Origin of the sequence: Microcoleus sp. PH2017_12_PCY_D_A (assembly GCF_020738565.1) — a bacterium.
Lineage (GTDB): Bacteria > Cyanobacteriota > Cyanobacteriia > Cyanobacteriales > Microcoleaceae > Microcoleus.
Window position 1 is genome coordinate 41,542 of record NZ_JAEQCI010000044.1, and the last position, 19,233, is coordinate 60,774.

16 protein-coding genes are annotated in these 19,233 nt (G+C 46.7%); 10 read left to right on the forward strand and 6 right to left on the reverse strand.

The window, feature by feature from the left end; translation table 11 throughout:
* The first annotated feature begins 35 nt into the window (after positions 1-35).
* On the forward strand, positions 36-2,480 hold the full coding sequence (locus JGK39_RS14140; RefSeq protein WP_293248188.1) for a putative PEP-binding protein: 2,445 nt from the start codon (positions 36-38) through the stop codon (positions 2,478-2,480).
* 221 nt (positions 2,481-2,701) lie between these two features.
* Positions 2,702-3,148: a hypothetical protein gene (locus JGK39_RS14145; RefSeq protein ID WP_293248191.1), complete on the forward strand. Its 447-nt coding sequence runs from the start codon at positions 2,702-2,704 to the stop codon at positions 3,146-3,148.
* Positions 3,149-3,549: 401 nt separating this feature from the next.
* Here the strand turns inward: JGK39_RS14145 and JGK39_RS14150 are convergent, their stop codons facing one another.
* Both JGK39_RS14150 and JGK39_RS14155 read right to left on the reverse strand, forming a co-directional pair.
* Complete coding sequence (locus JGK39_RS14150) at positions 3,550-3,837, reverse strand: RNA-binding protein (RefSeq protein ID WP_293179249.1); 288 nt, start codon at positions 3,835-3,837, stop codon at positions 3,550-3,552.
* A 477-nt stretch (positions 3,838-4,314) separates the two neighbouring features.
* Complete coding sequence (locus JGK39_RS14155; RefSeq protein WP_293150155.1) at positions 4,315-4,533, reverse strand: hypothetical protein; 219 nt, start codon at positions 4,531-4,533, stop codon at positions 4,315-4,317.
* A gap of 14 nt (positions 4,534-4,547) precedes the next feature.
* On the opposite strand from JGK39_RS14155, the gene JGK39_RS14160 reads away from it, so the two are divergent.
* The 4 genes from JGK39_RS14160 to egtD all read left to right on the forward strand — a co-directional run bounded on the left by JGK39_RS14160 (position 4,548) and on the right by egtD (position 8,284).
* Positions 4,548-4,688 carry a hypothetical protein gene (locus JGK39_RS14160; RefSeq protein WP_293150157.1) on the forward strand — a complete coding sequence of 47 codons (141 nt, stop codon included), beginning with the start codon at positions 4,548-4,550 and terminating at the stop codon, positions 4,686-4,688.
* A gap of 34 nt (positions 4,689-4,722) precedes the next feature.
* Positions 4,723-5,511, forward strand: coding sequence for an ergothioneine biosynthesis protein EgtC (gene egtC / locus JGK39_RS14165; protein WP_293248194.1), 789 nt, complete (start codon positions 4,723-4,725; stop codon positions 5,509-5,511).
* Positions 5,483-6,895, forward strand: a complete 1,413-nt coding sequence (locus JGK39_RS14170; RefSeq protein ID WP_293248197.1) for an SUMF1/EgtB/PvdO family nonheme iron enzyme — start codon at positions 5,483-5,485, stop codon at positions 6,893-6,895. The genes egtC and JGK39_RS14170 overlap by 29 nt, the downstream gene beginning before the upstream one ends.
* Before the next feature lie 345 nt (positions 6,896-7,240).
* Positions 7,241-8,284 (forward strand): L-histidine N(alpha)-methyltransferase, encoded by a 1,044-nt coding sequence (gene egtD, locus JGK39_RS14175; RefSeq protein ID WP_293248201.1) that lies wholly within the window; start codon positions 7,241-7,243, stop codon positions 8,282-8,284.
* A gap of 322 nt (positions 8,285-8,606) precedes the next feature.
* On the opposite strand, the gene JGK39_RS14180 is transcribed toward egtD, so the two are convergent.
* The 4 genes from JGK39_RS14180 to JGK39_RS14195 all read right to left on the reverse strand — a co-directional run bounded on the left by JGK39_RS14180 (position 8,607) and on the right by JGK39_RS14195 (position 13,255).
* Positions 8,607-9,218, reverse strand: coding sequence for a hypothetical protein (locus JGK39_RS14180; protein WP_293248204.1), 612 nt, complete (start codon positions 9,216-9,218; stop codon positions 8,607-8,609).
* Between the two features lie 403 nt (positions 9,219-9,621).
* Positions 9,622-9,936, reverse strand: a complete 315-nt coding sequence (locus JGK39_RS14185) for an RNA-binding protein (protein WP_293248207.1) — start codon at positions 9,934-9,936, stop codon at positions 9,622-9,624.
* A 459-nt stretch (positions 9,937-10,395) separates the two neighbouring features.
* On the reverse strand, positions 10,396-11,244 hold the full coding sequence (locus JGK39_RS14190; RefSeq protein ID WP_293248210.1) for a hypothetical protein: 849 nt from the start codon (positions 11,242-11,244) through the stop codon (positions 10,396-10,398).
* A 328-nt stretch (positions 11,245-11,572) separates the two neighbouring features.
* Positions 11,573-13,255 carry a tetratricopeptide repeat protein gene (locus JGK39_RS14195; RefSeq protein ID WP_293248213.1) on the reverse strand — a complete coding sequence of 561 codons (1,683 nt, stop codon included), beginning with the start codon at positions 13,253-13,255 and terminating at the stop codon, positions 11,573-11,575.
* Positions 13,256-14,103: 848 nt separating this feature from the next.
* On the opposite strand from JGK39_RS14195, the gene JGK39_RS14200 reads away from it, so the two are divergent.
* The 4 genes from JGK39_RS14200 (at position 14,104) to JGK39_RS14215 (ending at position 19,007) form a co-directional block, all read left to right on the forward strand.
* On the forward strand, positions 14,104-14,922 hold the full coding sequence (locus tag JGK39_RS14200; protein ID WP_293248216.1) for a hypothetical protein: 819 nt from the start codon (positions 14,104-14,106) through the stop codon (positions 14,920-14,922).
* A gap of 7 nt (positions 14,923-14,929) precedes the next feature.
* Positions 14,930-15,556, forward strand: coding sequence for an IS607 family transposase (locus JGK39_RS14205; RefSeq protein ID WP_293248219.1), 627 nt, complete (start codon positions 14,930-14,932; stop codon positions 15,554-15,556).
* Entirely contained in the window at positions 15,477-16,685 is a 1,209-nt protein-coding gene (locus JGK39_RS14210) for a transposase (protein WP_293248222.1), read from the forward strand. The genes JGK39_RS14205 and JGK39_RS14210 overlap by 80 nt, the downstream gene beginning before the upstream one ends.
* Positions 16,686-16,910: 225 nt before the next feature.
* Positions 16,911-19,007, forward strand: a complete 2,097-nt coding sequence (locus tag JGK39_RS14215) for an Ig-like domain-containing protein (RefSeq protein WP_293248225.1) — start codon at positions 16,911-16,913, stop codon at positions 19,005-19,007.
* Positions 19,008-19,233: the final 226 nt, after the last annotated feature.

The window sequence follows — 19,233 nt, forward strand, 5'->3', positions numbered from 1 at the left end:
AAAATTAAATCAGTTTCCAAGGACAGGCTCCCAGCGTGACAAACTTCTACTGGCTAGACAAAATTCAACCTTCAGACCGAGATGCAGTCGGAGAAAAAGCATTTTATTTGAGCTGTTTGCTTCAGAAAAATCATCCCGCTGTACCGGGTTTTGTCGTGCCGGCTACAACATTTTCGCAGTTTTTAGAGTCGATCGACTGGCTAGAACCGCTGTTTGCTGACTGGCCCCACTCTTCGCTACACTTGAATGTCGATGAACCCAAACAACTGCAATCGATCGCCCGCAGCATCCGCCACCAAATCCTCAGCGCCAAACTGCCAGATACACTGCTCTCTAGCCTACAGTCTGCTGTTGCCCAACTCAACTCCCAAGCCTTAATTTTTCGCCCTTCCCTGACTTCGTGGAACCCGAAAACAACCGGAATCCTGGAATCTCACGCAGTAGGCGCCGAACCACAAGCCATTGAGGCCGGACTCAAACAAGCTTGGGCAGAAATCTTCAGAGCCCGAAGTCTATTTTACTGGCAGCGGTGCGGCATGAAGATACAGCAAATCAATCCCGCAGTTTTGGTGCAGCCAATCTTCCCAGCCATCGCCGCAGGTGAGGTGAAAACTAACTGCGGTGCAGCCTGGGAAATCCAAGCCACCAGAGGTTTGGGAATGTCCCTCGCTCGGGGAGAAACCATCCCCGATTACTATCAAGTGCAGCCGGAAACAGGGGCGGTTAACTTCCAGCGGCTCGGTTACAAAACATTAGCGTACCATCTCAAAGCGGACGAGGAGAAATCGAAAAAAAAACCGCAGGTAGAGAATTGGAAAAGCCGAAAAATTACCAATTCTGCATTGTTAATTCCCGATTTTGCTGGCAGTTGCGTGGAAGTTTTGGCGCTGGGAGAGAAATCGCAAACTGAATACGTTTTAGACGAATTGCAACTGCAAAAGCTCATTGAATTGAGCAAAAAAGTAATCGCCGAATTTGAGTCGGATTTAATCTTGGAGTGGACGCTCAACCAGACAGCAAACAGTGGCGAACCGCAGTTTTATTTCACTCAACTTCGTCTTTTGCCACGGGAAAAAATCGCGCCGGCACCGGAAAAAGCGATCGCCCAAACCAGAACTCCTGCTATCCTCAAAGGTTTGGCCGCCGCCTCAGGAAAAGCCGAAGCAATTGCCCAAGTTATGACTAATTCCCACCCCGAAAACGCCCAATTCTTAGCCGGAAGCATTTTGGTAGCCCGCACAATCGATCCGAATTGGCTGCCTTGGTTGAAAGTTGCTGCTGGGATAGTTGCCGAACAAGGAGGCATGACAGGCCACGGTGCCATTTTAGCGAGAGAATTGGGGATTCCCGCTGTTGTGGGAGTTACCGGGGCGACTCGGGCGATCGCCTCGGGCGATGCGGTGTTGGTAGACGGCGATAGCGGGGAAGTTTTTGCCCTCGCCCCACATCCGGCGATCGACACCGCAGACAGCAACCCCCTTCAGGAAACGCCAAACAATGCGGATACTTACAGTACAGCAGCAAAAATGTCAATAGCTAATTATCAATCTTCAACATCAGAGCGATCGACCAATCCCGCATCCTTACCGCGAGGGACACAATCTCCCGAATATGTTTGGGGCGCGCCCACAGCAACTCAACTGCTGGTTAATGTCAGCCAAACAAGTTCGATCGATCGCCTCAGAAATCTGCCCATCGACGGCATCGGATTGCTGCGATCGGAATTGATGGCATTGGAAGCTTTGGACTGTCAAAACCCCAAAATTTGGCTGCAACACGGCCAACAATCGGAATTTGTCGATCGCATGGCAGATTGTCTCAGCTTATTTGCTGCTGCGGTGGCGCCGCACCCGGTATTTTATCGCTCTCTCGACTTGCGCGATTCAGGAGCTCACGGCAGTTTCAGCGATACCTTTGAACCGGAGTTATTTGATTGGGAGTTGTCCGTACTTCAAAAAGTCTGCGAGTCTGGCCATACAAATGTCAATTTAATTTTGCCTTTCGTGCGCTCTGTGGACGAGTTTGTCTACTGCCGCCAGCGCTTAGAAACTATTTGGAAAAATCGGCCCGATCAATTTCAAATGTGGATTATGGCGGAAGTTCCTTCGGTGTTGTTTTTATTGCCAGATTACGTCAAAGCCGGAGTTCAAGGAATTTCCATCGGTACCAACGATTTAACTCAGTTTCTGTTAGGCATTCACCGCAACTCCCAACAAATAGCAGGTGGTTTCAACGGGCGCGATCGAGCAGTGATGAGGGCGATCGAGCAATTAATCCAACAAGCCAGGGCTGCGGGCATTCCTTGCTCGATTTGTGGCGATGCTCCAGCTTTGTATCCCGAAACAGTTGAATCCTTGGTGCGGTGGGGGATTTCGTCTATTTCGGTGAATGTCGATACTGTAGAACAGACTTGCAGGGCGATCGCCCGTGCGGAACAGCGCCTGTTGCTAGATGCCGCGCGAGCGATCGTTAACAATTAACCAGCGTCCCCCGAACCCTGCACAAAAATTATTATTCCGATCCAAACAGCAACAATATTTAACCGTGATTACAAAAACCCAGTTTCTGCATAGATATATCGCCTTCCATCCTTGAGTTGTTCAGTGATACCGCATTTGGAAACCTAAACTCTCAATTAAAAACATCAGCTTTTCAAGCTAGCATAGAAATATCACCCACACTTGACCCGGAGGTACAAAGAATGAAATTAAAAATTATTGCAACCGCAGCAATACTCGCCGCCCTCGGCTGTCTGCATCCCCATCCAGCATTATCTCAACCTGCAACTGACGGCGGGACAAAACCCGGATTCTGGCAACCTCAAGCACAGATTGACAATACTCGCAACATTACCCTGACACTGTTAAATGAAACCGGATTAAACCTAGAATACGGTCAATCAGGTGTCGCCTTGTCATCCTTACCAGTTGGAGCTAGCAAAAACATCCTGGTTCGCGTCAGCAACCGCACCGGAGACATTGCCAATATTCCGATTAATGTCAAAGGAGGAACCACAACTTTGAAATACGACTATAACGTTGATGCCAAGGAAAACATTGTGACGGTTCGCATCAGCACATCAGACGGCCGCACTAGGCAAGATCGGTCAGTTTATATTGATGAAAAAGGGCGAATTTACTCTTTCTAAGACTGACGCTAATCAACCCGGTTTCTCTTGATAAATCTTGCTTAGAGCAGCTAGGTATCCGTTTAACAGTTGACCGCTTGACAGTTGACCGCTTGACAGTTGACCGCTTGACCTGGGACAGTTTGATAGCGACCTGTACCCTTAAGTCCGAGGATTGGAGTAATGAATAGTCTGATTTTAATTTCTCCCTCAAAGACGGGCGGGCTTTCAACCAATTCTTTCTGGTAAGAAATCGGGTTTTACGCCTCCGGTGCGTAAATTCTGTCTGGAAAAAGTCCACGTTTTTGTGCAGCGGATTTGACATCGCATCTCCCAAATCAACTGATGCTAGCAATTCGGCGCTACTTGCACGCTGGCGCATCAGGTGAGTTCCGAGAGGATGTCAACCGCCGCATCGCGAACTAATATCCGCTGTTCCTGTTCATACCTGGGCCTCGATTTCCCTCTTCTTTCGGTTTAGCTTTGTTCACTCGCAAGGGACGCCCCATCCACTCTGCACCGTCTAACTCGGTAATTGCAGCGTCTTCTTGGGCATCTTCCATCATCTCGACAAATGCAAAGCCGCGCATCCGACCGGTTTCCCTGTCGGTAGGTAAGACAACTCGCTTGACTGTGCCGTACTCTGCAAATACTGATTTCAGGTCTTCTTCGGTGGCGCGGTAGGACAAATTTCCAATATAGATAGTCATGTCGATCGAACTAAACTTGTTGTGCTATACTTGACAACTCCACTGCCTGAAGGCAAGTGAATTCTTGGGCTGAATGTTGCCTCTACCAAACAAGTTGATTTTGGTCTTACACTTTCATACTAGCCAGAGGAAATATTCTCATATTTCCCAACTGATAGGCTATTCCTCAAGCGTCAATTTCGATGTGTCCCACCGTATTTAATTGCTGTACGCTCTTACTGTGTGGACTTTGCCATTGACAGACAGAGATTTAGGGATAACGGAGTGTCGCTTGTTTCCTGCGTTCCCAAAGTCAACGACTTAATTTTGATTATAACACAATAACGCCGTAAACGGCGGGGTTGAAAACCCACGATTTCTTGATAAATTTTACTCTCTAGTGAATTCTCGCTGACAATCGGGCGATCGCCTTTGAACTAAAAGGGTTTGCCGCACCGACAAACCCTTTCTACTGACTGCAATAGTTAGTCCTTTTGCTTAGTCGATCGAGATCGACTGAGGCCCCGTGCTTTTAGCATTGGTGGCTTCGGCTGCGGGAGGAGTGTAGGAAGTTGAACCGGCTTGCTCATCGATCCAGCTTCTAACGGGATCTTCGTGAAGGTTGAGTCGAAGCAGGCCAGAAAAAAATCCGCCCGCAAAGGCTATAGGCTGTTGGATCAATTCTTTGACCACTGGGATGAGTTCGTCGAGGAACATTCAAGAGTCTCCTTGTGCTGCTGGGGTTCTATCTTTACTGTACCGTTTGTACGGAGATGCTGGCAGCAGACTGCAAAAAAAGGGCGATCGAGCCTGTTAAAGATGGGCAAGCTCATGCTGCAAAAAACGCTTGCCGGAAAATTGTCGGCAAATGATTTACAATGCTAATCTGTTTGTTTACAAAATTTTATGTGCCGTTTGCTTGGCTACCTCGGCGAGCCGATTTTACTCGATTCTATTCTGTACAAGCCGGAACATTCGCTAATTGTGCAGAGTTACCAGCCCCGGGAAATGACTTCGGGCTTGCTCAACGCTGACGGTTTTGGTATTGGTTGGTATCACCCGCACCTAGATACTGACCCGTTTACCTATAAAAATATACAGCCAATTTGGAACGACATCAATCTGCCGAGTATCAGCCGATACGTTGAATCCGGCTGCGCGATCGCCTATGTTCGCAGTGCAACTTCAGGACAAGCTATAGATTTGAGCAACTGTCAGCCGTTTGTGCGCGATCGCCTGTTGTTCGTGCACAACGGCTTTGTGCAGAATTTTCGGAAAAGTCTTTACAGACCAATTCGCGATCGGCTGTGCGATACCGTTTATCAATCAATTAACGGTACTACAGATTCAGAGCACCTCTTCGGCTTATTTGTCAATGAATTAACAGCCGGCAATCTGACTCTAAAAGTAGCTTTGCAAAACTCCCTAAAAACCTTAGCTGAGTTAGCAAGCGTTCACCAAGTAGAATTTTCAGCTAATATCATTATCAGCGACGGACACCAGCTCGTTGCCTCTCGCTTTGCTTCCCCAAAAATCCCTCCTTCCCTTTATTGGCTGCAAGACGATCTAAATATCCCAAATTCTGTCATCATTGCTTCTGAACCTTTATTTGCTGGGAATTGGCACGAGTGTCCAGAAGAGAGCATTATCAGTACGGGAGTAGACGGTGATATCCAAATCTATCCAATCTTGTAGAGAGGCAATTTATCACGATTTGCAACAGTGCCGCCGCGGCACTTTCCAACTATTTGCAGGCATCGATTATGATACTTTTTGCCGCCAAGCTCATCCTGATTTCAGTCCGGTTGGCTGGCATTTAGGTCACATTGCTTATACTGAGGATTTGTGGCTGTTGCAGCGAGGTGCTGGGTTAAAGCCTGTTTTTCCTGAGTATCACCAACTGTTTGCTGCGGATATTTTGCCGAAAACACAACGAGTTTTTTTGCCTGCGTTACCAGAAGTTGAATTGTATCTGGATGCGGTGCGAAAAAAGGTGTTAGATTATTTGGAATTTGCGCCGATCGCACAACAGGAACGTCTCTGGCGGTTTATTATTCAGCACGAAAGCCAGCACTGCGAAACTGTTGCTTTTGTGTTGCAAATGCAAAGGAAGGAAGAAGGAAGATTGGCAACGGATTTTGTAAGGGATGTAGCGGATGTAACGGATAGAAGGAAGGAGGAAGAAAGAAGATTAATTACTGATTGCCGATTACCAATTACCAATTACCAATTCCCAATTACCAATTCCCCAGAACCAATTCCCGATTCCCCAGGACCAATTACCAATTCCCAATTACAAATTACCCATTACCCATTACCCATTACCGATTCCCCAGAGATCGCAATTGGGGGCGGGGAATTTTATATGGGAAGCGATGCTGCTGAGGCTTTGGATAACGAGCGATCGCGCCACCTGTGTTATTTAGAAGCATACGCGATCGATCGCTATCCCGTCACTTGCGGTCAATACCGAGATTTTATGACATCCGGCGGCTATCAAAACCGCGATTGGTGGTCTGCGGAGGGCTGGGAATGGCAAAAAGTTCATTTAGTCGATCGCCCGCTTTACTGGTCAGAAAATCCAGCTTTCAGCAACCATCCAGTTTGCGGCGTCAGTTGGTACGAAGCCGAAGCCTACTGCAACTTCGCCGGGAAGCGCTTACCATCGGAAGCCGAATGGGAAAAAGCAGCCAGTTGGGATCCCACAACTCAGACAAAACTTACCTATCCTTGGGGAGAAGCACAGCCCAATGCCAGCCTGTGCAATCACGGCAATCATCTTGCCAATACCTCCCCCGTTGATGCCTTTCCAAAGGGAGCGAGTGCAGCGGGCTGCTGCGATATGTTGGGCAATGTCTGGGAGTGGACAGCTTCAACCTTTGACGCCTATCCAGGATTTGAAAGTTATCCTTATCGGGGATACTCTGAAGTTTATTTTGATGGAGAGCACCGGGTTTTGAAAGGCGGGAGTTGGGCGACTTTTCCTCAGGCACTGCGATCGACTTTTCGGAATTGGTACTATCCGGGCGTGCGACAAATTATCGCTGGTTTTCGCTGCGCTATAACTACAATCACATAGGTTCGTAGTGAGGACTTTAGTCCGCATAAAATTAGAGGACTAAAGTCCTCACTACGAACCTGTAAAATTTATTTCTTTAAACATAAATTTTATTTTTCGTAATTTTTAGACAATATTTGTTTGTTAAACACCAAAAATTTTTCCACATAAAAATAGTAGCTTAAAAAAGGTTTGTAAATGATTTAATAATTTATGTTGATATTTGTTGAATTTTAATTTGCGGATGCAGCTCGCCATTCGGTGAGAAAATACAGAACGGAGATCGGCATGAAAAATCCGGCTTGAGCGCGATATCTGGCAACGCGACTGCGTGCTATACCCATTTGTGCATCTTAATTTTACTCTATGAAATCCCCAAGACTTTCCGACAAGACAAACCCAGCATCAACCAAAGAAAACCGGCTGCACTTAGAGCGGCTGGTGAGCGCTGCGGCACCGACACCCGCAGAAATTAATGCTGGCAGGGATGTCGTTAGCGGGTTGACTCAAAACCCCAAAACCCTGCCTCCCAAGTATTTCTACGACGATCGCGGATCGAACCTGTTCGAGTTGATTTGTCAGTTGCCGGAATACTACTTGACGCGCACTGAGACGGAGATTTTACAAGGATGTGCGGGGGATCTCGCCCGTTTGACAGGCCCTTGCGAAATCGTCGAACTCGGCAGCGGCAGTTCCACCAAAACCAGGATTCTCCTCGATGCTTACAGCCAATTGGAATATCCGCTGCACTATTTGCCGATCGACATCAGCCCTACTATCCTAGAAAGCAGCGCTTGTCAACTCTTGGCAGATTATCCATCGCTCCAAATTCACGGACTTGTCAGCACTTACGAATTAGCCTTAGCTAAAATTGCCCCGTCACCCTTGCCAACCCGAATAATTTGCTTTCTAGGCAGCACCCTCGGCAATCTCAACCCTCAAGAATGCGATGTATTATTCTCGCAAGTTGTCGGTGCATTGCAGCCTGGAGAGTATTTTTTGCTAGGAATTGACCTAGACAAATCTAAGGATATTTTAGAGCCGGCCTACGATGACAGTCAAGGAGTGACCGCAGCCTTTAATTTGAATATGCTGCGGCATTTAAATCGGAAGTATCAGGGAAATTTTGATTTAGCGCAGTTCGAGCATTGGGCTTTTTACAATCAAGAACAATGTCAAATTGAAATGCACTTGAAAAGTAAGAAAGCGCAAACAGTGAACTTGCGCGCGCTCGATTTAACGGTTGAATTTGCCGCCGGAGAAACTATCCGCAGCGAAATTTCGCGCAAGTTTAATCTCAATACTGTAAAGGCAGAACTTTCGCAGCGCGGTTTAAAGCCGGTGCAAGTTTGGACAGATCCAAATCAGTGGTTTGGCTTGATGCTTTGTCAGTTGACAGTTGACAGTTGACAGTTGGTAGAAAAGCAGTTGCCAGTTAACAGTTGGCAGTTAACAGTTAACAGTTGGTAGTTAACAGTGGGGAGTTGTCATTAGTTAGTGCGAGGGAAAGAAACCGGGTTTCTACGATTTTTGGCAACAGAAACCAGAAATATCACAAGAAACCCGGTTTCTGAAATGGTGAGTGTATCCATTAACTTCTGAATTATTACTTTAGGGCTCATATATGAAGTCAACAAACTAAAGCTGTGCCTACTACGCCCCCCTACTTCTCAACTACAACTGACAACTGTCCACTGACAACTGTCCACTGTCCACTATCAACTGTCCACTGTTAACAAATTGGCCGCTGTCCGGGTTTTACGGCGTGAATGTACTCGCTGCCGGATGTCGGCCATCCCCGCTTGTAATAGGCTTCCTCGGGCTTCCCCCAGCCCAACTGCAACAAAATTTCGAGAAAATCCAACTTTTCCCACTTTGAGAGACTCGCCCATTCTGTACGCTGGGCTACAGCTTCTACGTCGATCGGCTCGATCGATCGAAAATCCTTCCCGCTGTTAATGCTTAAATATAAATCCATCCCCGCAGTTACCCGCCGCCAGAAGTCCAACATCGCAGTCTTAGCAGCCTTCAGCGTCATCAGATCGATCGGTAGAGCGATTAATTCATCATCCACTGCCGGATAGCGTAGAGTATTGCCTTTAACCGCCATTTCCCGCCAGACAATCCCAGAAACTTGATGTTCCCGCTGGTATTCGTGCACGGCGGCCTTAAAATTTTGATAAGCAGTGAACTTCTGGACGCCCTCAGATGTGAGAAAGCGGTCAATCACGGGGTTACCTGTAGCGGGAGTTTGAGTCAAATTGAGGCGCCGCCCGTGCAAGCAGGCTTGGCGCTCTTCTTCGAGGATCTTAATGAGTTCCGCCGTGCTGTAGACCTTGGGCATCTTTATTCAAGCAAAATCAATATCTTTGCTGGTCTGGCTGGTTTTCTTGGCTAGTTGTCACTAAAGATTGTTTTTTTGAGCAATATCACTTTTGCAGTTATTCTAACTTTTCTTTGTGCTTAATTCTAGTTTGACAGTTTACAGGAGTTGGGCCCACAAATCCCGAAAGCTTCTTGAAAAAAGCAGTTAATCACGATACAGAATTGCAAGTTAGGCTGTCTGCTGCGCGGCGGGCGTACCTCGTGGCATTTTTCCCGAACAACAAAGCCCCCTCACCCGAAGGGAGGGGGCTAAACTGAGTTAAAGGTTTGGCAGTTGTATTTAGCGAGTCGAACAACCCGAAAAAAAAGCAGCATTCGCACTTGCTGTCAACTACCAAAACTCAAATTTTCAGTCTCAAAGCTTAGTAGCGTCGTGAAGAGCGATTGTTGTCGCCCCAGCCGCCGCCGCCACCCGAGGGGCGTTTGTTGTTGTTTTCGCGAGGTTTGGCTTTGTTGACTTTCAAGTCGCGGCCCATCCACTCAGCACCGTCGAGGGCTGCAATGGCTGCTGCTTCTTCTGCTTCGCTGGCCATTTCGACAAAAGCAAAACCCCGCATTCTGCCTGTTTCCCGGTCCACTGGCACTTGGACGCGGCTTACAGTACCGTACTCGGCAAATACTTCGTTGAGGTCGTCAGATGTGACCTCATAAGAAAGATTACCCACGTAAATCGACATAAAATCTCCAGAATCTATTAGGGTGCAGAGACTTAGATTCGGAGAGACGCTTGTAAATAAACACCAACAAACTACGCAACCGAATTTAATTCTTGAAAAACTACTATAACATGAAGCCAGCAGAATCAGCAATTGCCTGTCCTAATTTTCAATTTAGGGTGCCGTCGGGCCATCTCCCACTCCAAGTATTCTTGATAACTGACATATTGCACTGTTGGCCTCATTATCTTGGTTTTTTGCTGTGCGATCGAGCTGAGGGTTGAATTTTTTCGTTGCGGTTAGCAGGTAGATTGGGTTTTATTGAGAATATTGCTTTCGATTATTTATAACTGAGATCGGGCACTTTTCGGGTTGGATAGGTATCCTGCCTGTAACACCAGAGATAATTTTTTTTAGCCTCTGATTCATGGGTTGACTGAATTTCTAATCTCTGATATCCCGTCGCCCATCGCATCGCATTTAGCGCCCTGTAATGGCGACCCAAAAATAATTCTCAAAAGAGTTCTTAGGAATATCTACGCGCATTTTTCTACCCCAAGTATAAACATCAAAGCTAACGCGAGATCGATCGCCCTTTCGATCGCTTCCCTCATCAATTGCGACATTTCCCAACAGCGCCACCCAGTGACTCGGATAAGGGATCAGCGGCGGTTTGTTTTGCAGCATTCCCTCAGCAGTAATTAAAGCAAAAGCAAATCCCCCAGCTTTGAGCGCCTCATCGGCGGCCCGCAGCGCTGGAATATCGCCACTGAAATAAGCGTAGTGAGATTTTACATCGCGGCCTCCCAAAATTTCTCGCGCCCAACCGGCGATTTCCCAAGATTTGGTCATCCCGCTGACGTTGCGGACAATTTCTGGGGCGTTGGCTTCGATGGGAAATATCAAATTTTCTGATTCCCGCAGCGCCGATAAAACCATCCAGTCTACTTGAGGCATCCGCAAATTACCTTTGCTTTGCCGCAGCGTCATTGAGGGAGAAATCGATCGCCTGGATTGAGTGCGAAAACTGCCGGTTTCCCAAAGACGGCGGCAGATTTCAACGTAGCGGAGGGGGCGGCGCGTCAAGAGTGCAAAGGTGACGGCTGCAGGGCCGCAAAAAGGCTGTCCGCCTTGATTTACTTGAAAGGGATCGTGGATGCGCGATCGCATTTCGGCGATGATTTGGCTTTTGTTTAAAGCTGGCCAAAAGCTGAGCAGGTTCGAGCATTCAAATTCGGAAATTGCCTCATCTGCTTGCTGTAGCGAATTTTGGTTTGACAGTTGGGAAGTGGAATTCGCAATTGCGATCGAATTGTCTGATTGTGTCATTTTTGCGATAAGTCGGATCTGTTAATATTTGCCGATAATTAATTACTTGTGCGATCGCACTCTATCGGGATTGATAAATATTATTTTAGGGCTTAGTTAGATTTTTTTGTATGCCGCAGAGGGCGCAGAGAACCCAGAGAAAGATAGAAGAAGAGATATCTCGGTAAGTTTTTCCTGATTTCTTCTTCCTTACTTCCTTCGGTGAACTGTCAACCGACTAATGACTAATGACTAATGACCCTTCGACAAGCTCAGGGCAAGCTAATGACTAATGACTAATGACTAATGACTAATGACTAATGACTAATGACTAATGACTAATGACTTCTTACCATTTTCCTGAAATTGCATCTTTGAGTCTCAATTCTTCTCGACTTACTAGAGCTTCGTAGTAATCTGGTTTGATTTCTAGCGCCACTCCGTAAGAACTAATTGCATCTTGAGTCCGCTGCAATTTTTGCAAAACGTCGCCGCGCTGCGCCCAAGCTTCCCAGTTGTGGGGCTTGAGTTGAATCACTCGATCGAAAGCGACAAGTGATTCGGCATAGCGCTGCATTTTCCCCAGCACCAGGCCTCGCTGCACCCAGCCTTGATAGCTGTCGGGCCAGATAGTAATTGCTCGATCGTATGATGCTAGACTTTGTTCGTACTGTTCCAAATTTGACAGGGCGTTGCCGCGTTTCAACCAAGCTTCAAAATTGTCTGGCACGTTTTGAATGACGCGGTTGTAAGCTGCGACGGCTTCTTCGTAACGCTGCAATTTTTCCAGGGCTGCCCCTTGCTGCAATCCTACTTTTGATGTAATGTCTGTTTCTGAACTGAGAGAGATTACTTTATCAAAACAGGCGATCGCTTCTTCGTATTGATCTAATTTTTCTAGGGCTTCGCCTCGCAAATTCCAAGCTTCTAGAAAATTTCCTTCAATTTGGAGGGCATTGCTGTAAGCGATTATCGCATCTTTGTAACGTTCCAATTCTGCTAGGGCCATACCTCTGCCCAGCCAAGCTTCGGGGAAATTTGGATTAATTTGAATCGCTCGGTCAAAGGCATGGATCGCGCCTTCATAATCTCTTGATTCTGACAGTGTTTGACCGCGCCCGATCCATGCTTCGGGATAAGCGGGATTCATTTGAATTGCCCGATCGAAACAAGCAATTGCCCCATCGCGCCACTGGTGTCTCAGGGCCATTCCTTTGTACAGCCAAGCTTCGGAATCGTTGGGTTGCAGTTGCAAGACGCGATCGTAAGCTGTGACTGCTTCTCCATATTTGTGCAATTTTGCCGAAGCAATGCCCCGATTGAACCAAGCCAGAGTGTTTTGTGGTTGCAGTTGAATGGCGCGATCGTAAGAAGTTACAGCTTCAGCGTACCTTTCTGCCTTCATCAGAGCCAAACCTCGGTTCAGCCAAGCTTCCCAATTAGTTGGGACGAGTTTGAGGGCGCGCTCGTAGGCTGCCACAGCCTCAGCGCAGCGATCGGCTTGCAGCAACACGCTGCCTTGCCTGTACCACATCGCGGGCAAATTTGGATGAAGTTGAGTTGCTTTTTTGTAACAGGTTGCTGCTTTGTCCCACTCCTGCAATTCTTCTAAAACTCTGCCCTGTTGATACCAAGCTTCGTGCTTTTCTGGATTGATTTCAATTGCTTTGTCGAAAGCCGCGATCGCCTCTGGGTGATTTTGCAAACTTAACAGTGCTGTCCCGCGCAGCATCCAAGCCCAATATTCTTCGGGATTAATGGCGATCGCCCGATCGCAACAGGCCACCGTTTCAGCCCAAGAGTGCAGTTGCTTGTAAGCTTTGCCCAGATTCAGCCACGCGCGGGCCCAATCCGGCTTAATTTGCACCGCTTTTGAGTAGCAAATGATTGCCGCTTCGTACCTTCCCGATGCGTAGTGTCTGTTGCCCCGATCGTAATCTGGAAATGCTGCAAAAATTCTTAAAATCGGGGGCAGCAGAGCTGGTTGGGGGTTTGAGGAGTTTTCCGTGGTAGAAGTCGAAAAATCTGGCATACGCCTTGCACGTAAAAAGTTAGTGGGATAACAAGCTGGCGGTCTTATATATTAACTTATGCTTTTGTTAAATCGCTGCTGTTTTGAGACAAACTTAGCATATCAGGTCTGCTGCAACTAATTATGTTTACTTAACTGTGATGTATAAAATTATGCACCGCTCCCACTTTGCGTATACCGCTGTAAAATACGGTCAGTCGATTTTCGATTAACTCCACAGATGAATCAGGGAGCTTAAACCAGAGTCTAAAATTTTGATCTCTCCACTACGAGTGTCGGAAACTTGTATCGGTTTTTGGGCAGGGTTTACCTTCCCATCATCTCCAAAAGTGCTTCTTTCTATAAAACCTATTTGATATCTTTTATTCAACAATAAAGCGGACAAACAAGCCGTCTCCGATAACTCAATAGCCACAAGATGAGAAATCATGCAGCGACGATCCCAAAAAGCTGAAATTCATCTGGAATAAAGCTTGTGGCAACGGCAATAGATGTCAAATTGGTTCTATAAAACGGTGTTAATTTTCCCAGAATTCTTCTAACCTCTGCGCTACGAGATCTGAGTTAATAGAGTCTATCCTTAAGAATGGAGTGTGTTAACTTTTATTACAACAACCCTACATCTTGTCTGATAAGAGGTCATAATCGCTCTTAACATCGAGTTGCTCGGGATCGCAATGATTAGAGTTGTTAAATATTATGCAATAAAAGCAAAAGAATCGAGAAATTCATTCAATTCATTGCAAAACTTATTTTTTTCAAAGAGCTAAAAGGAGTTGGTTTGGCCAATATCAAAATTAAGGCGTGTTAGACGTTGATTTGGACAAGAAAGTTGAGGGAAGAGTTTCATGATGCCACTCAATTTAAGAATTCGATCTCACAAGATCGCCATAGTATTTATGGCCTCCTTACTAATCAACGTACTTGCTATCAAAAGCACGTACTCTCAGCAGAACTGCCAAAATGTGCAAACTTCAATTCAGATTATCGACGAAACGGGCGGCAGGCAGATTTCTGGCACCTCCTCCGTTGACACTTTGCAGGAGTCACATTTCAAGAACTATGTAACGACCATTTCCAAACATATCTCTGCCAAGATTGACGAAATATCGCAGTGCCACGGAGATTTGAAAAGTTCTCCAGAAGTCAAGCTTTTTTTCGTTTACCGTCGGCTCGTCAAGACTGCGCCCTTAGCACCGTTCAATTTAGAGCGTACAGAATCTAATGATGCCAGGCATTTGGATAGTCCTTGGGTAAAACTCACGTTCAGCCATTCGCCCACGATCGTTGTGCGTGCCGTGTTCCTCTGGAGCGAACGACAGTTTCTGTTCGATCAAGCACTGATGTCGGGCATACGCGCCTCGCCCACCAATCCTCTGCTTCCGATTGATGAGCCGATCTTCGAGCAATTTGTAAAAGATTACATCGACTCTGTGCTGCTTGTACCGTCTCCAGAAGCCGTATCTGCCAGCCCAACCAGTATTTCAAAACGCTTGCCACCAGACATCTTTTGGCTGTTTAGCAATGCGTTGCAAACTACACGCGGTCCTTTCTCCGCGATCGTGGCCCGTGCTCTTAGCTCCGCTGTTGGGAAGGCAGCGATCGGTATGCCTCTAATCATTAATTTATTAGACAAGACTGAACAATGCGTACATGGTGAGCCATAATACTAATATGGCAAAGTACGTGAAACCAAATGAAGCAGCTAACACTTTGGGAGTTTGCCTCCGAACCCTCAGACGATGGGAAGCAGAAGATAAAATCAACACAATCAAAACACCGTCAGGTCAAAGACGGTACGACATCGAAAAGTTCATCAAAAAAGAATCAGAACCAGAGGGAGGACGCGCCACTGTTATCTATGCTCGCGTCTCTACCAGGCCACAAAAGACAGACCTCGATCGACAAATTGAACGATTATCAACGCTCTACCCAGGCGCTGAAATTGTTAAGGAAGTGGGAGGAGGACTCAATCTTAGGCGGAAAGGACTCATCACCCTTTTGGGACGAGTTCTGCGAGGTGATATCGCAATTATTGTGGTTGCCCACAAAGACCGACTTGCAAGATTCGGATTCGACATTATCGAATGGCTTTGTGAGCAATTTGACTGCAAAATCGTGGTTCTCAACCAAATCAGTCTCTCTCCACACGCCGAACTCGTTCAAGATATCGTCGCAATCCTCCACAGCTTTTCAAGCCGACTTTACTCCATTAGAAGGCTTGAAAACCAAATCAAGCAGGAGTTACAAGTCGAATCCAAGGCACAAGAAGGAGAAGAAGTCGCCCAACAAAACACTTAAGATTCGGGTTTATCCTGAGTTAGCGCTGCACCAAAAATGGAAGTCTTGGCTATCAGCATCGCGTTACTGCTACAACAAGGCTATTGCCACCTTGAAAGCAGGCGAAAAAATAACCAGTGCTTATTCTTTGAGGGACTATGTATTAGGGCTGAACTTACCTGATTGGGTTAAATCTGCACCGTCTCATCCAAAAGAAAATGCTATTTTTGACGCTTGGGATGCCTGGAAACAAGCCAAGTCTGTAAAAGGAGAAGCAAGTTTTAGAAGCTGTCGCCAACCATCACAGTCAATCAAATTCCACAAGGTTAATTTCAACGGCGAGACTTGGTTCCCATCCTTGGTTAAAGGACTTAACTTCAGGGCTACAGAACCAATTCAAAAGACCGAGTTTGCAACCCAACTTGTTAGAGACAAAAAGCGATGGTTCGCTTGTATCCCAATAATAGAGGAGGCAAAAACGAAGGAACTAGACAAGGTAATTGCACTTGACCCTGGTGTTAGAACCTTTTTAACTGGCTACGACGGCGACTCATTTCAAGAGTTTGGCAAGGCAGACATTGGACGCATTCAAAGATTGTGTTCTCACCTTGACAAACTAATGGGACGTGGGTCAAAAGCTAGTAGAAAGCAGAAGCGCCGAATGCTAGAAGCGGCAAGCAGGCTGAGAATCAGGATTCGCGACTTGGTTGACGAGTGTCACAAGCAGGTAGTTAATTACCTAACAAGTCAATATAAAGTCATCTTGCTGCCTACATTTGAAACATCACAAATGGTTGTTAAGTCAAAGCGCAAGTTACGCACCAAGACTGCTAGACAGATGCTTACTTGGGGGCATTATCGTTTTGAATGCCACCTCAAGCAATCAGCTAAAAAACGAGGTGTTGTGGTTATTGATGTTAACGAATCCTACACTAGCAAAACTTGCACCAAATGCGGACACAAGCATTCAAAACTTGGTGGTTCAAAAACATTTAAATGCCCCAACTGCGGTCACGAACATGACCGAGATTGGGGTGGCGCTCGAAACATTATGATTCGAGCTTTGAGGGACGGCTCCTTTACTCTCTCTATCAATAGTGAGAGTATTGCTATCGCGTATGCCCTGTTTGTTCAGGGTTGTGCAGCGTAACACCGTCAGGATATACCGATCTTACCAAGGCTCTCGTTGACCAATTTTTCGCGTCAGAAACGACTGAGATCCGCTACGAAAGCGTTCTCGATCTCAAAGACATATTCACCCTCGATCGATACCGGATTAACGACCTTCTTCGTTAAGGAAAAAAATTATGGCTTGGACTTTTTCTCAAAAGACGACGTTCACGGGTTTTAGTGCCGCCGAAGAGGCAGTTTCATTATGCCACTCAATTTAAGAATTCGATCGTACAAAACTATCGCCATAATATTTATTGCATCGTTACTAATCAACGTACTCGCGATCGAAAGCACGTACTCTCAGCAGAGCTGCCCAAAAGTGCAAACTTCAATTCAGGTTATCGACGAAACGGGCCGGAGGCAGATTTCTGGCACCTCCGTTGACACTTTGCAGGAGTCACATTTCAAGAACTATGTGACGAACTTAGATTACAAAGGAGATAATGTTAAGTTCGTAAATCAGATTTACAAGGAGCTTGGTCACCCCGAACAGGTTTCTTACATTGTATACGACCTGAAAGGAACCCTCAATAAACTCAATTATCAGTATACGAATGGTGCAGCGATAGATGCTGCCAGAAGTGGTGACATAAACATGAGTTCGGCCGCACTCGGTACGTCGAACGACCTGCTGATCGGAGGGTCATCCCCCAACATTCTTCAGTCTAGTGACGGCAATGACTTTTTGTTCGGCGGTGGCAAGGATGATGTGTTGAACGGAGGCGCTGGTACAGACACTGGAGTTTATTTTGGGACGCAACTTGACTACGACATCAAGAAAAATTCAGACGGTTCTTGGTCAGTTCACAATGCGCGCGGTGCAAAGGACGCTGGTTCAGATACGCTGAAAAACGTCGAATTCGTGCAGTTTGACGGTGGCAAGACATACGAACTAAAACAGGGTGGTCTTACCTTCCAAACCGATTTCGCTCTTGCGATCGACACTACAGGCAGCATGGGTTCATCGATAGGAAGAGTGAAAGCGCAGGCATCCTCACTTATTGATGCAGTATTCGCTGGCGGCGAAAAGGATGGTCGCATTGGGATAGTCGGGTATAAGGACACTACGAATGGGGAACCCTCGCAGGTTATTCTCCCATTTACAGATCAAGATGACTTTGCCGCCAGAAAAGCCGCCGCACTTGCAGCAATAAATAGCATCACTGTAGGCGGTGGCGGCGACCTGCCGGAGACAGCCTTTGATGGGCTTCGTGTTGCACTAGACGGGTCTATGGGGCAATGGAGGTTTGGCGCAGGTGTGCTTCGGATCGCTCTATTTACAGACGCAGCAGCGAAAGACGGCGCCCTAGCCGACCAAGTGAACGCCCTTGCTAGTAGTATTGGAGCCACGATAGGAGCGCGTTCCTCAGTGGCGGGATCGGGCGGCTCAGTCGATACCTTTAACCTGACATTGGGAGGTGACGGTTCGAGCGGTACACAACAACTACTTAACCCAAGTGATCCCAACGCTAATCCCCCTTTCCCATTTGTGCCATCCAACGACCCCATCACTCCTGACCCGACGACTGCACAAGTGCAAATATTTACCATATTCACTGGCCCTAATGGCACTGATACGTCTGCCCTTGAGGGCATAGCAAACACCACCGGAGGCGACTTCCTTAAGGCCTCGACGGATCAGGACTTGGTGAACATCTTGCTCAACATCATCAATTTACCGCCCGGGTCTGTGAATACTCCTCCCACAGCGGTAAATGATAAGGTCACAACGAACCAAAACATCCCTGTTAGCATAAATGTTTTAGCTAACGACAGTGACCCTAATCGAGATGTCATAACCATCAAGGCATTTGACAGCGTTTCTACGAAGGGAGGTAGCATTGTTCTTGATAATCGCGGTACGCCTGATAACTTTACTGACGATCGATTAGTTTACACTTCTTTAACGACCTTTAGCGGCAGTGACAGTTTCACTTATACGATTAGCGATGGAACTGCTACAGCTACGGCTTCAGTTTTTGTTGAAGTCGGCGTTGACCTGGACGGCAGTAATGGGACAGATGGACTAACAGGGACACCAGGAGACGATCGCCTTAATGCAGGTAATGGGAAAAGAACGCTTATTAACAGGAATGCAGTGTTTTTAGGAGATGGTAACGACTCTATCAGTGCCGATGTAGACTCTCCCAACCGTGCGATTGAGAACTTCAACTTTATTGGAACTGGTGATGGTAACGACACAATCACTAGCACTGGCATCCTTTACAACGAGGGTATCATTAATACTGGCAGTGGTGATGACTATATCTTTGTTGATGGTTGCACTTGTACCGGATAGGGCATTTATAACAACGGCGGTAACATTAATACTGGTGATGGTAACGACTCCATTATTGCTAATCAAGGCTTTGAGTCAGGCTTGAATAGCAGTGGAAGTGTGTTTTTAGGAGAGGGTACAGACTATATCAAGGGTTTTGGGAGTGGTGATTTTTATGGCGGAAGCGGTAATGACACACTAGAATTAACGCCAGGAAGTTATACCGTTGGGATATCGGACACGTCGA

Bases quoted from the DNA above. Each gene is read 5' to 3' on its own strand.
- egtD (WP_293248201.1), top strand. From the start codon at position 7,241: ATGAAATCCCCAAGACTTTCCGACAAGACAAACCCAGCATCAACCAAA.
- JGK39_RS14155 (WP_293150155.1), bottom strand. From the start codon at position 4,533: ATGTTCCTCGACGAACTCATCCCAGTGGTCAAAGAATTGATCCAACAG.
- JGK39_RS14205 (WP_293248219.1), top strand. From the start codon at position 14,930: ATGGCAAAGTACGTGAAACCAAATGAAGCAGCTAACACTTTGGGAGTT.
- JGK39_RS14180 (WP_293248204.1), bottom strand. From the start codon at position 9,218: ATGCCCAAGGTCTACAGCACGGCGGAACTCATTAAGATCCTCGAAGAA.
- JGK39_RS14150 (WP_293179249.1), bottom strand. From the start codon at position 3,837: ATGACTATCTATATTGGAAATTTGTCCTACCGCGCCACCGAAGAAGAC.
- JGK39_RS14215 (WP_293248225.1), top strand. From the start codon at position 16,911: ATGCCACTCAATTTAAGAATTCGATCGTACAAAACTATCGCCATAATA.
- JGK39_RS14185 (WP_293248207.1), bottom strand. From the start codon at position 9,936: ATGTCGATTTACGTGGGTAATCTTTCTTATGAGGTCACATCTGACGAC.
- JGK39_RS14200 (WP_293248216.1), top strand. From the start codon at position 14,104: ATGATGCCACTCAATTTAAGAATTCGATCTCACAAGATCGCCATAGTA.
- JGK39_RS14145 (WP_293248191.1), top strand. From the start codon at position 2,702: ATGAAATTAAAAATTATTGCAACCGCAGCAATACTCGCCGCCCTCGGC.
- egtC (WP_293248194.1), top strand. From the start codon at position 4,723: ATGTGCCGTTTGCTTGGCTACCTCGGCGAGCCGATTTTACTCGATTCT.
- JGK39_RS14195 (WP_293248213.1), bottom strand. From the start codon at position 13,255: ATGCCAGATTTTTCGACTTCTACCACGGAAAACTCCTCAAACCCCCAA.
- JGK39_RS14190 (WP_293248210.1), bottom strand. From the start codon at position 11,244: ATGACACAATCAGACAATTCGATCGCAATTGCGAATTCCACTTCCCAA.